11 protein-coding genes are annotated in these 12,295 nt (G+C 61.8%); 5 read left to right on the top strand and 6 right to left on the bottom strand.

Annotation, left to right across the window (positions count from 1 at the left end; all coding sequences use genetic code 11):
- Window positions 1–111 precede the first annotated feature (111 nt).
- Window positions 112–1,041 carry an AraC family transcriptional regulator gene (locus AC07OV_RS13435; protein WP_495092380.1) on the bottom strand — a complete coding sequence of 310 codons (930 nt, stop codon included), beginning with the start codon at window positions 1,039–1,041 and terminating at the stop codon, window positions 112–114.
- 328 nt (window positions 1,042–1,369) lie between these two features.
- Here AC07OV_RS13435 and AC07OV_RS13430 point away from each other — a divergent pair, with 328 nt between their 5' ends.
- Window positions 1,370–1,711: an antibiotic biosynthesis monooxygenase family protein gene (locus tag AC07OV_RS13430; protein WP_016975490.1), complete on the top strand. Its 342-nt coding sequence runs from the start codon at window positions 1,370–1,372 to the stop codon at window positions 1,709–1,711.
- Between the two features lie 8 nt (window positions 1,712–1,719).
- Window positions 1,720–1,998, top strand: a complete 279-nt coding sequence (locus tag AC07OV_RS13425; RefSeq protein WP_495092379.1) for a hypothetical protein — start codon at window positions 1,720–1,722, stop codon at window positions 1,996–1,998.
- A gap of 159 nt (window positions 1,999–2,157) precedes the next feature.
- Here the strand turns inward: AC07OV_RS13425 and AC07OV_RS13420 are convergent, their stop codons facing one another.
- Entirely contained in the window at window positions 2,158–2,778 is a 621-nt protein-coding gene (locus AC07OV_RS13420; protein WP_494997110.1) for a flavin reductase family protein, read from the bottom strand.
- 195 nt (window positions 2,779–2,973) lie between these two features.
- Here AC07OV_RS13420 and AC07OV_RS13415 point away from each other — a divergent pair, with 195 nt between their 5' ends.
- Window positions 2,974–3,735, top strand: coding sequence for a COG4705 family protein (locus tag AC07OV_RS13415; RefSeq protein ID WP_176994345.1), 762 nt, complete (start codon window positions 2,974–2,976; stop codon window positions 3,733–3,735).
- A gap of 112 nt (window positions 3,736–3,847) precedes the next feature.
- Here AC07OV_RS13415 and AC07OV_RS13410 read toward each other — a convergent pair whose 3' ends face one another.
- The 4 genes from AC07OV_RS13410 to AC07OV_RS13395 all read right to left on the bottom strand — a co-directional run bounded on the left by AC07OV_RS13410 (window position 3,848) and on the right by AC07OV_RS13395 (window position 10,283).
- Complete coding sequence (locus AC07OV_RS13410; protein ID WP_178921737.1) at window positions 3,848–5,167, bottom strand: MFS transporter; 1,320 nt, start codon at window positions 5,165–5,167, stop codon at window positions 3,848–3,850.
- A 272-nt stretch (window positions 5,168–5,439) separates the two neighbouring features.
- Window positions 5,440–6,765, bottom strand: a complete 1,326-nt coding sequence (locus tag AC07OV_RS13405) for a sigma-54-dependent transcriptional regulator (RefSeq protein ID WP_176994343.1) — start codon at window positions 6,763–6,765, stop codon at window positions 5,440–5,442.
- The gene (locus AC07OV_RS13400; RefSeq protein ID WP_495092378.1) at window positions 6,759–8,525 is read right to left on the bottom strand and encodes a sensor histidine kinase; all 1,767 of its coding nucleotides are present in this window, start codon (window positions 8,523–8,525) and stop codon (window positions 6,759–6,761) included. Before AC07OV_RS13400 ends, AC07OV_RS13405 begins: the two co-directional genes overlap by 7 nt.
- 234 nt (window positions 8,526–8,759) lie before the next feature.
- Window positions 8,760–10,283 carry a fumarate hydratase gene (locus AC07OV_RS13395; protein ID WP_176994341.1) on the bottom strand — a complete coding sequence of 508 codons (1,524 nt, stop codon included), beginning with the start codon at window positions 10,281–10,283 and terminating at the stop codon, window positions 8,760–8,762.
- Window positions 10,284–10,500: 217 nt separating this feature from the next.
- Between AC07OV_RS13395 and AC07OV_RS13390 the strand changes: the two genes are divergently transcribed.
- Window positions 10,501–11,433: an iron-sulfur-binding ferredoxin reductase gene (locus tag AC07OV_RS13390; protein ID WP_495092377.1), complete on the top strand. Its 933-nt coding sequence runs from the start codon at window positions 10,501–10,503 to the stop codon at window positions 11,431–11,433.
- A gap of 30 nt (window positions 11,434–11,463) precedes the next feature.
- Entirely contained in the window at window positions 11,464–12,213 is a 750-nt protein-coding gene (locus AC07OV_RS13385) for an enoyl-CoA hydratase-related protein (protein ID WP_494997114.1), read from the top strand.
- Window positions 12,214–12,295: the final 82 nt, after the last annotated feature.

Genomic DNA, 12,295 nt, shown 5'->3' with positions numbered 1-12,295 from the left:
GCGATAGCGCTCTCACGGACGCCATCGCCGGCAAGCCGGGCTCCTACAATAGGGACGGCGTGCAGCCCTCATCGCCGGTAAGCCAGCCCCCACATTTTGATCAGCGGGGTGTCAGACGCTTTGGCGCATCCGGGCCAGGTCGCGCAAGGGCGGCGCACCGAACAAGCGGCTGTACTCCCGGCTGAACTGCGACGGGCTTTCATAACCCACCCGATACCCGGCTGCCGATGCCTCCAGGCCTTCGGCAATCATCAACCGCCGAGCCTCCTGCAAGCGCAGTTGCTTCTGATATTGCAGCGGGCTCATGGCGGTGATCGCCTTGAAGCGGTGGTGCAAGGTCGAGACGCTGAGGTTCACTTCCTTGGCCAGGTCGTCGATGCGCAGCGGTTGTTCGTAGTTGCCGTTCAACCAGGTAATTGCCTGGCTGACCCGATGGCTCTGGCTGTTGGCCACGGCAATTTCATACAACCGATAGCCCTGCGGCCCCCGCAACAGACGGTAGAGGATTTCGCGGTTGATCAGCGGCGCCAGCATGGCGATGTCTTTGGGGGTGTCCAGCAGTCGTGCCAGGCGTAACACGGCGTCGAGCAATTGAGTGTCAATGCGGTCGACGTACATGCCACGGGAGGTCGGGCGCGAGGGCACGCCCATCGGTCCGGCCTCGGCGATCAACGCGGTGAGCTGCGCCGGGTCGATGTTGATGCGCACCGACAGATTGGGGTCTTCTGGCGTGGCGTCGATGATTCGCCCGGCCACCGGCATCGCCACCGAGAACACCAAATAGTTGAGCGGGTCATAGGCAAAGATTTCGTCGGCCAGGCGCACTTCCTTGCTGCCGCTGGCCAGGATGCACAAGGCCGGCTCCACCAGCACCGGCATGAAGTCACGCGGTGTGTTGTGGCGGTTGAGGTACAGCGAGGTGATCGCCGTACCGTAGGAGCCATCTTCCCAGGTGTGCCGGTGCACGATGGCGGCCAGCTCGGCACGCTGTTTTTCCATCTCGGCATCGAGGGGAATGGGCTTATGTTCCGGCGACGACATGGGACGTCCTCTACAGGCTGTTTCGATGGGATCAGCTTAGCGGCGGCTTTTCAAAAAGTGTTAGGTCGATTCTGCACAATCCTTGCCTGATCCTGCGACAGGTCGTGAATCAGGCAATCACAGGGCCTGTCATCTCCTTGAAACACTGAACATGGGCTTGGAATAAACCCCGGGCGGCAAACGTCCTATCTACGCTTCTCGCAGGATTGTGCAATAAGCCTGCAGGAATTGACTAACTGCGCCCACACCCGCGCCGTTATCTTTGATCCTGTGGCAACACGCCCTCACAGTGTTTGCCGAGCATCACTTCTCAACGGGAGAGTCGAACATGTCCACCCCAATTCCCGCGAGCCATATGGCCTTTATCCGTGCCCGTACCGGGTGCAGCACCGAACTCGGTGCACGCTTGAGCAGTTTGATCGAACCGGGCCGTCAGGCTCAGGGTTGCCTGCAATTTTCGTTGCAGCATTCCCAGGTCGACCCCGATGTCTGGCTGGTCTCGGGTTTCTGGAGCAGCGAACAGGCCATGAGCGCCTACTTCAACTCGCCGGCCCTGATGATCTTTACCGAGCTGTTGAACGACATGGTGGTCCGCAGCATGGACTTCCAGACCTTCACCGATGCATCCGCTGCACACGCCTACGGCGAGTACCTGCAACTCGCCGGTTAAAAGGTAGAATGGCCGACTTTCCATTGGCCAGGACCCGCAACATGGCACGTAAACAATTTGCCCATCACGAAGCCGTCTCTGCCGTTGTACCGGGAGAAGGTGGCTACAGCGCCGCCGTCGCCGTCAAGGCACTGGATGGCATGGGTGCACCGCAGTTTCACAAGATCCTTGATGGACAGAAGTTCAAGACCGCTTCCGACGCCGATGATGCGGCGACGGTGCAGCTTGAGCGGCTGGTTGATGTGGATGAAGAAGGTCAGTTGACCTGGGCAACTGCCACTAACTGAAGCCGAACACTTTTTACTGCCTAACGAAGAGCAAATGTGGGAGCCGGGCTTGCCCGCGATGAGGGCAGGTCAGCCGACTCATTGGGTGGCTAAGACTCCGCCATCGCGGGCAAGCCCGGCTCCCACATGGATCGGTTGTGTTTGTTAGAAAGTGATCAATCAGCGTGGGCGGTGCATTTTGAACAGGGCCTCTGGCCCCAGTTGGAAGTAATCCGCCGGCCCACCGCCGCGCAAGATCGGCTCGGCGGCGGCGGTGTCGTAGATGCCGTCCTTGAGCAGCCACTTGGCAATGTGCACGGCAACCACTTCACCCAGCACCAACCAGCTCGGCACCAGCGCTTTGTCCGCGCGTTGCAGCTGGATGATCTGCGTCACCTTGCACTCGAACGACACCGGGCTCTCGCCTACCCGTGGCACCTTGACGATCTTCGACGCAACCGGGGTCAGCCCGGACAATTCGAACTCGTTCACCTCTGGCGATACCGCCGCACAACTCTGGTTCATCTGCTCGGCCAGCGGGCGCGTGGCCAGGTTCCACACAAACTCGCCGGTCTGTTCGATGTTGTTCAGGCTGTCTTTGCGCCCGACGCTGGAAAACCCAATGATCGGCGGAATGTAGTTGAACGCATTGAAGAAACTGTAGGGCGCCAGGTTCAGGCGGCCTTCGCTGTCCTGTGACGAAATCCAGCCAATGGGCCGTGGGCCGACGATGGCATTGAACGGGTCATGGGGCAGGCCATGGCCGTTGGCGGGTTCGTAGAAATGGATATCGTCAGACATGGCCGGGGTTCCTGCTAATGGGTTCGGTGAGGTGGCCATACTGCAAGCCACGGCGCTGAATTTCCACCGGACCTATGGAATTTTCATTGATCGGCCACCTATTTTTCACAGCGCCACGTTCAGTCTGCGCCCAGGTCGACACCCCCCTTTATAAGTCGGCCAATTGAAAGACTGAGCTTTGGAGCCTTCTACCCGATGAACAAACTTCCTCAGATCACCCTGGCGTTCTGGGTCATGAAAATCTGCGCAACCACCCTGGGCGAAACGGCCGGGGACTTGCTGTCGATGACCCTGAACGTGGGTTACGCCATCAGCTCGATGATCTTGATCAGCGTGTTTCTGGTCACCCTGGTGACGCAACTCTGGTCCAAGGCCTACAACCCGGTGTTGTACTGGATCGTGATTTTGTCCACCAGCACGGCGGGCACCACCATGTCGGACTTCATGGACCGTTCCTTGGGCCTGGGGTATGCCACGGGGTCGATGATCCTGATTGCGATCCTGATGATCATCTTTGCCTTGTGGCATGTGAGCGGCGATTCGCTGAACGTGAATAAGGTGCAGAGCTTTCGCGGTGAGCTGTTCTACTGGATGGCGATTCTGTTTTCCAACACCCTGGGCACCGCATTGGGCGACTTCCTGGCTGATGACTCGGGGCTTGGTTTCGCCGGTGGCGCCTTGCTGATCGGCTCTGCCATTGCGGCGGTGGTAGTACTCAAATACTTCACCCGGATCTCGTCGGTGCTGTTGTTCTGGGTGGCGTTTGTACTGACCCGACCGTTTGGCGCGACCTTGGGTGACTTCCTCACCAAACCCCATGAAAAGGGCGGGCTGGATTTCGGCACTATTGGCTCGTCGGCGGTGTTGGCGGCGGTGCTGGTGGTGATGATTGCGGGGGCGTCGTATGCGCAGCGGCGGTATGGGCGTGACCGCATTAGCCAGGCGACACAAAACTAAAATGTGGGAGCGGGCTTGCCCGCGATTGCGGTGGATCAGTCTCTAAATTCGTTGGCTGGCTCACCGCTATCGCAGGCAAGCCAGCTCCCACATTTTTTACCGTGTTAAACCTTTAGTCGGTGGTGATGCGTGAATGCTTGCGGGTGTCTTTCATGGTCGCGTAAACCGCCAGCGAAATCGCAATACACGCCGTGACGTACCAGTAATACCCGGTTTCCATGCCGATGCTCTTGAACCACAGTGCGATGTACTCAGCCGTACCGCCGAAGATCGACACGGTCAGTGCATACGGCAGGCCCACGCCCAGGGCGCGGATTTCAGTAGGGAACAGCTCGGCTTTCACCACCGCGTTGATCGAGGTGTAGCCACTGACGATGATCAGCGCCGCCATGATCAGGAAGAACGCGCCCCACCAGGTCTGGATGGTGTGCAGGGTGGTGAGGATCGGCACGGTAAACAGGGTGCCGAGGACGCCGAAGGCGATCAGGATCGGGCGACGACCGACCTTGTCTGACAGCCCGCCGATGATCGGTTGCAGGCACATGAACAGGAACAGCGTGGCGGCCGAGATGGTGGTGGAGTCGGAGATGCTCATGCCGACCGTGTTCACCAGGTATTTCTGCATGTAGGTGGTGTAGGTGTAGAAGGCCAGGGTGCCGCCCATGGTCAGGCCGACCACGGTCATCAGTTCCTTGGGGTGACGCATCAAGGTGCGCATGGCGCTTTCCTTGGCTTTTTCCTTCTTGGTGAACGACTCGGTTTCTTCCATGCCACGACGCAGGTACAGCGCGACCACCGCACACAGGGCGCCGATGGCGAACGGAATACGCCAGCCCCAGGCGTACAGCTGTTCGGTGGTGAGGAATTGTTGCAGCACGATCAGCACGCCCAGCGCGATGAGCTGGCCGGAGATCAGGGTGACGTACTGGAAGCTGGAGTAGAAACCACGGCGCTCTTTGGTGGCCATCTCGCTGAGGTAAGTGGCGGAGGTGCCGTATTCGCCACCGACCGACAGACCCTGCAGCAAGCGGGCAAACACCAGCAGGATCGGTGCACCGATGCCGATGATTTCATAGCCCGGGCTCAGGGCGATCAGCAGCGAGCCGAAGCACATCAGGTAGACCGAGGCCATCAAGGCTTTTTTACGCCCGACTTTGTCAGCGTAAAGGCCCATCAGCCAGCCGCCGATCGGGCGCATCAGGAAGCCCACGGCGAAAATCGCGGCGGTGTTGAGCAGTTGGGCGGTGGTGTCGCCTTTAGGGAAAAAGGTCTTGGCGAAGTACAGCGAGAACGCGGCGTAGACGTACCAGTCGTACCACTCGACCATGTTGCCGACGGAACCACTGAAAATCGATTTGATACGGCTTGAGGTAGTGCGCTCTTTCGTCGGCGCGGCCGCCGACCCCAGAGGCAGGGCGTTGGAGTTATCCATTGAAGGATCCTTCATCTAGTTGTTTTTATGGAGCGTGCCTGAGCACAGCCTGGTTCGGGCTATAGCAGGAGCTGTGCCAGGTAGATGAAGGCCCGGCCTAGAAGGGTTGGCAGGATTTTTTGAGCGGAAAGTCGCTGATAAATTTTGGGTGATGAGCGGAAATCCGCTTATGGCTGCCGGCCTCATCGCAGGCAAGCCAGCTCCCACATGGGACTGTGTTCACAGATCAAACTGTGGGAGCGGGCTTGCCCGCGATGGCGGCCTGAAGATCGCTAGAGAAACATCTCCCGCACCAACCCGTGCCGCTGCATCTTCTCATTGAAGGTCCGCCGCGGCAGTTGCAGCTCCGCCAACACCGCCTTGATATCGCCTTTGTGCCGCATCAGCGCCGCCTTCAGGCAGTGTGCTTCAAAGGCCTCCTGCTGCGCCGCCAGGGATTGCCCGGCCTCTATACCCTCTGGCTCCGGATCACCCAGGCCCAACACCTGGCGCTCGGCGACGTTGGCCAATTCACGCACATTGCCCGGCCAGTCATGGCTCAGCAGGCGTCCTAACTGCGCGCCACTCAGGGGCTCGACACTGCGCCCCAGGCGTTCGGCAGCACTTCGGGCGAAGTGGTCGAACAGCAACGGGATATCTTCACGGCGCTCGCGCAAGGGCGGCAGGCGCAGTTGCGCGACGTTCAGCCGGTAGGCCAGGTCTTCGCGGAAACGCCCGGCGCGGGCCTCTTCCAGCAGGTCCGGCTTGGTGGCGGCGATGATGCGCAGGTCCACAGGGATACTCTGGTTGGAGCCCAGCCGTTCCAGCTTCTGTTCCTGCAGCACTCGCAACAACTTGACCTGCTGGGCCAGGGGCATGCTCTCGATTTCGTCCAGGAACAGCGTGCCGCCATGGGCATATTCCAGCTTGCCGATGCGCTTGCCCTGGGCGCCGGTGAACGCGCCGCTTTCGTGGCCGAACAGCTCGGCCTCAAACAGTTGCTCAGGGATCGCGGCGCAGTTGAGCGCCACGAACGGCTTCTTCGCCCGAGGCCCGAAATCATGCAGGCAACGGGCGACCAGTTCCTTGCCGCTGCCGGTCTCGCCACGGATCAGCACGTTGACTGGCAAACTCGCCAGGTCGAGCACCTGGCGCCGAAGGTTCTGCAGCCCACGGGATACGCCGAGCAGGCTGGATTCCAGTTGCGCCTTGGCATCGGCCTGCTGATGCAGGCGCCGGTTTTCCAGGATCAGCCCGCGCTTGTCCAACGCCCGGCGCAGGCTGTTGAGCAGGGCGTCAGGGCTGAAGGGTTTTTCCAGGAAATCGTAGGCACCCTCGCGCATGGCTTCGACGGCCATCGGCACGTCGCCATGGCCGGTGAGCAGGATTACCGGCAGGTCGGTGTCGCGGCGCTGTACTTCGGCCAGCAGTTCCAGGCCGCTCAGACCCGGCATGCGCACGTCGCTCAGGATCACGCCGGCAAAATCCTTGGGCAGTTGCGCCAGGCATTCCTCGGCGCGGCTGAACAACTGCACTTCAAAGCCGGACAGGCTCAACCATTGCTCGACGGCCGTGCGAATGCTGGCTTCGTCATCGACTACGATCACCGCATTCAACATAGGTCTGGCGTCTCCAGCGCGATGGGCAAGGTCAGGGTGAACACGGCGCCATCGCCTCGGTTGCCGGCGATCAGGCGTCCACCCAGTTCATGCACGATAGCGTACGACACGGCCAACCCAAGGCCCAGTCCGTCGCCCACCGGCTTGGTGGTGAAGAAGGGGTCGAACACGCTGTTGAGGTGTTCCTCGGCTATCCCGCCGCCGCTGTCGCTGACGGTCAGTTGCCACAGTTGCTGGTCGGCATGCAGACGGATTTCCAGGCGCTTGCGCGGTTTGTCGGCCATCGCATCAAGGGCGTTGCGCAGCAGGTTGATCAGCACCTGTTCCAGGCGGATTGCATCACCACGGACCCAGGCCGGGCGGGTCAGGTCGAGTACCACACCGATGCCTTCATCACGCAGGCGTGCATCGAGCAGATGCAGGGACTGGTCCACCACTAATGCCAAATCCAGTCGCTCGCGCAGGCCACTCGGACTTTTGCGCGCAAACGTCTTGAGGTGGCCGGTGAGGGCGGCCATGCGGGTAAGCATTTCATCCAGCGGGGTCAGCGCCGTGTAGGCGTCGTCCACGCGGCCATGGTCCAGCAGCAGGCGCAAGGTGGCCAGTTGCATGCGCTGGGCCGTCAGTGGCTGGTTGATTTCATGGGCGAGGGCGGCAGACATCTGCCCCAGTGCCGCCAACTTGGCTGATTGCACCAGGCCGTCCTGTGCGGTGCGCAGGGCCTGGGTGCGTTCCTCTACCAATTGCTCAAGCTCTTCACGGCTGCGTTGGCGCAAACGGGCCAGGCGCCAGCGCTGGGTAAGGAACAGCACGAGGAACACCAGGGCCAGCCAGGAACCGGCGGCGGCGAGGCCGGCGTTGCGCTGGTCTTCAAAGGCAAACTGCGGTTTACGCAGCAGGTGCAACGTCCAGCCCTCGGCCTTCAGCGGCAGGGATTCCCAGATGTAATTGGCGCTGCCGTCGGGGCCGTTGACGCGCATCAGGTGGCTGTTGTCGTCGAAGCGTTGCAGGGGCTGGCTTTCCAGCGCTTGCAGCTGTTTTTTGTCGTATTGACGGGTGGCCTTGAGCTCCGCCAGGTCCTGCACCGACAGCGGCCGCAGGTTACGGTAGCGCCAACCCGGCTGGTTGGCGATGAACACGATGCCCCGCGCGTCGCTGACCAGCAGCAGGTCATTGCCCTGGGCCCATTCGCGTTCCAGCTCGGGAAACTCCAGTTTCACCACCATAGCGCCGAGGAATTGCTCGTGCTCATCCACCACCGCACTGGAAAGGAAATAACCGGGGATGCCCGTGGTCACGCCCACGGCATAAAAGCGCCCGGTGCCTTGGCTCAGGGTCTGGCTGAAGTAGGGCCGAAACGCGTAGTTGTGCCCGACGTAACTGCTCGGCAGGTTCCAGTTACTGGCGGCCACGGCCAGGCCGGTGCGGTCCATCAACTCCAGGGTGGAGGATTGGGCGGCGCCGTTGATGCGTTCCAGTTTTCGGTTGAGCAGGTCCTGGGTGCCGGGATCCAGCGGGCCTTTCAAGGCGCGGATCATTTCCGAGTCCAGCGCCAGCACGGCGGGCAGGGCGCGGTAGCGTTCGATCAGGGTGTGCAACGAGTTGCCATACAGCGTGAGTTGCTGATTGGCACGAGCGGCATCGTCCACCAGGGCCTGGCGCTCGGCGTGGCGTGTAGCCATGGCGGCGGCGAGCACCGCGCCGGCGATGATCAGCAGCGAATAGAAGGTCAGGCGCAGCGGGCGAGGGATCACGATCATACGGTGAGGGGCAGGCACAGTAAGGGGTGAGCACCATACCATGCGCGGCCAGGATCTTGTGGCGGGCCCGCTTTTGTGGGAGCTGGCTTGCCTGCGATGGCATCCCCTCGGCGTCACTGAAAAACCGAGGTGCCTGCATCGCAGGCAAGCCAGCTCCCACCTAAAAAGTGTCAGGCATAAAAAAGGCGACTGGGGCCTAGGGCCGCAGTCGCCTTCATTCAAACGGTCAGGTGCTTACTGCACTTCTACCGCCAGGCTTTCACTGATCTTTTTCTGCCAGATCGCAGGACCGGTGATGTGCACCGACTCACCTTTGCTATCAACTGCAACGGTCACCGGCATGTCTTTCACGTCGAACTCGTAGATCGCTTCCATGCCCAGTTCGGCGAAGGCAACAACGCGTGACTTCTTGATGGCTTGCGCCACCAGGTAAGCAGCGCCGCCCACAGCCATCAGGTACACGGCTTTGTGGTCCTTGATCGCTTCGATCGCAGTCGGGCCGCGCTCGGACTTGCCGATCATGCCCAGCAGGCCGGTTTGCTCGAGGATCTGACGGGTGAACTTGTCCATCCGCGTTGCGGTAGTCGGGCCGGCCGGGCCAACCACTTCTTCGCGCACCGGATCAACCGGGCCGACGTAGTAGATGAAACGACCCTTGAGGTCCACCGGCAGGGTTTCGCCCTTGTTCAGCATCTCGACCATGCGCTTATGCGCAGCGTCGCGACCGGTGAGCATCTTGCCGTTGAGCAACACGGTTTCGCCTGGCTGCCAGCTCTGCACTTCTTCCGGGGTCAGGGTGTCGAGGTTGACGCGGCGGGCCGACGGGCCGGCTTCCCAGACGATTTCCGGGTAGGCGTCCAGCGGTGGCGCTTCCAGCGACGCCGGGCCCGAACCGTCGAGCACGAAGTGCGCGTGACGGGTGGCGGCGCAGTTGGGGATCATGCACACCGGCAGGGAGGCGGCGTGGGTCGGGTAGTCCATGATCTTCACGTCGAGCACGGTGGTCAGGCCACCCAGGCCCTGGGCGCCGATGCCCAGTTGGTTGACCTTCTCGAACAGCTCCAGGCGCATCTCTTCAATACGGTTCTGCGGGCCACGGGCTTTCAGCTCGTGGATGTCGATGGACTCCATCAACACTTCCTTGGCCATCACCGCAGCTTTCTCGGCGGTGCCGCCGATGCCGATGCCCAGCATGCCCGGTGGGCACCAGCCGGCGCCCATGGTCGGAACGGTCTTCAAGACCCAGTCAACGATCGAGTCGGACGGGTTGAGCATGGCCATTTTCGACTTGTTCTCGGAGCCGCCGCCCTTGGCCGCCACGTCCACTTCCACGGTGTTACCCGGGACGATGGAGTAGTGGATGACTGCCGGGGTGTTGTCCTTGGTGTTCTTACGCGCGCCTGCCGGGTCGGCGAGGATGGATGCGCGCAGGACGTTTTCCGGCAGGTTGTAGGCGCGACGCACGCCTTCGTTGATCATGTCGTCCAGGCCCATGGTGGCGCCGTCCCAACGCACGTCCATGCCCACGCGCACGAACACGGTGACGATACCGGTGTCCTGGCAGATCGGGCGATGGCCGGTGGCGCACATGCGCGAGTTGATCAGGATCTGGGCGATGGAGTCACGGGCCGCTGGCGATTCTTCGCGCAGGTAGGCTTCGTGCATGGCCTGGATGAAATCAACGGGGTGGTAGTAGGAAATGAATTGCAGGGCGTCGGCAACGCTCTGAATCAGGTCGTCTTGCTTGATCACGGTCATGAGTCGCGCTCCTCTATAAGGGAACATTCAATAAAGGTGGCTTCAGTGTTGCATCGGTCGGCTGAAGCCACCTTTCCAAGGCACGCCAAAATGGTGCAGGCGCGACGCTAAAAAGGCGCGGCAGTATAACCCGGCTCGGTGGCCGATACACCCGACTATGGTCAAACTGTCGCAGGCATGATTCCCTGTGCGCGTCCCCTGTGTCTGAGACCTTTATATGCCTGAACTGCACGTCGGCGAACGCCACTGGTCGGTCGCCCCCGGCAGCAACCTGCTGGATGCGCTGAACCAGGCGGGTGTGGCCGTGCCCTACAGTTGCCGCGCCGGCAGTTGCCATGCCTGCCTGGTGCGTTGCCGGGGCGAGGTCGAAGACAAGCAGCCCGAGGCGTTGAGCCCCTCGCAGCGCCAGGACGGCTGGCGTTTGGCGTGCCAGTGCCAGGTCCTGGGGGATTTGCAGGTCGAAACCTTTGACCCGCAGCGCGATGGCCTGCCTGCTCGCGTGGTGGGTGCCGACTGGCTGAACCCGACGGTACTGCGTCTGCGCCTGCAACCGGAGCGCGGCCTGCGTTATCGCGCCGGCCAGCACCTGGTGTTGTGGGCCGGGCAGGTGGCCCGGCCGTATTCCCTGGCGAGCCTGCCCCAGGAGGACCCGTTCCTGGAGTTTCACCTTGATTGCCGCCAACCCGGTGAATTCAGCGACCTGGCCCGTCAACTGCAAGTGGGAGACCCTCTGCGCTTGGGCGAACTGCGCGGCGGCGCGTTGCACTACGACCCGGACTGGCACGCCCGGCCGCTGTGGCTGCTGGCTTCCGGTACAGGCCTGGGACCTTTGTGGGGCGTGTTGCGTGAGGCGTTGCGTCAGGATCACCAGGGCGCGATCCGCGTGATTCACCTGGCCCATGATGCCAACGGACATTACCTGGCCGAAGCCCTGACGCAGCTGGCCGCGCAGTACCCGAACCTGACAGTGGAGCTGTGGACCACGGCCGAGGCGACCCAGGCATTGGCGCAACTGCGGCTTGTTTCGCGGCAAACTCTGGCTTTACTCTGCGGGCACCCTGGCAATGTCGAGGCGTTCTCCAAGCGCCTGTTCCTGGCGGGGCTGCCGCGCAATCAACTGCTGGCCGACATGTTCCTGCCCCGTGGTTGAGCGCTGAATTCCACCGTCGCGAGACTCACCATGACCGACGCCATCCTGCAACAACGCGAGCGCGGGCTGCTGACCTTGCAGCTCAATCGACCGGACAAGAAAAACGCCCTGACCCGCGCCATGTACACCCAACTGGCCGAGGCGCTGGAAGGCGCTGACGCGGACGCCGACATCCGCTGCGTGCTGATCCAGGGCAGCAGTGAGTGCTTTACCGCCGGCAATGACATCGGCGATTTCCTCGAACAGCCCCCCAGCGATCTCGACAGCCCACCGTTTCACTTCATGAAAAGCCTGATCAACTGCCGCAAGCCGGTGATCGCGGCCGTGGCAGGCGCGGCGGTGGGGATCGGCACGACGCTGTTGCTGCATTGTGACCTGGTCTATATCAGTCGTGATGCGCGCTTGCGCATGCCGTTCGTCAACCTCGGCCTGTGCCCGGAGTTTGGTTCGAGCCTGATCCTGCCGCGCTTGTTGGGGCATGCGAAAGCAGCTGAATTATTGCTATTGGGCGAAGGTTTCAGCGGCGAGCAGGCGGCCGCGTGGGGGATTGCCACCGAGGCGTTGGCCAGTGGTGAAGCGGCGTTGGCCAAGGCGCGGGCAATGGCCGCACGTTTTGAAGACCTGGCGCCGGGGGCGGTGCAGGTGACCAAGCAGTTGATGAAGAGCGTTGATCGCGAGCAGTTACGGCAGGTGATTGAGGACGAGGGGGCGTTGTTTACCCAGCGGTTGCGGTCGCCGGAGGCGGTGGCGGCGTTGTCGGCCTTTATCACTCGGCGGTAGAGGTGTGTTGGTTGATCGGCCTCATCGCGGGCAAGCCCTGTCTCTTATACACACCTCCGAGCCCACGAGACTGAGTACAACA

This window comes from Pseudomonas sp. GW821-FHT09A09, assembly GCF_059418405.1.
This window is presented reverse-complemented; position numbering and strand designations above follow the sequence as displayed.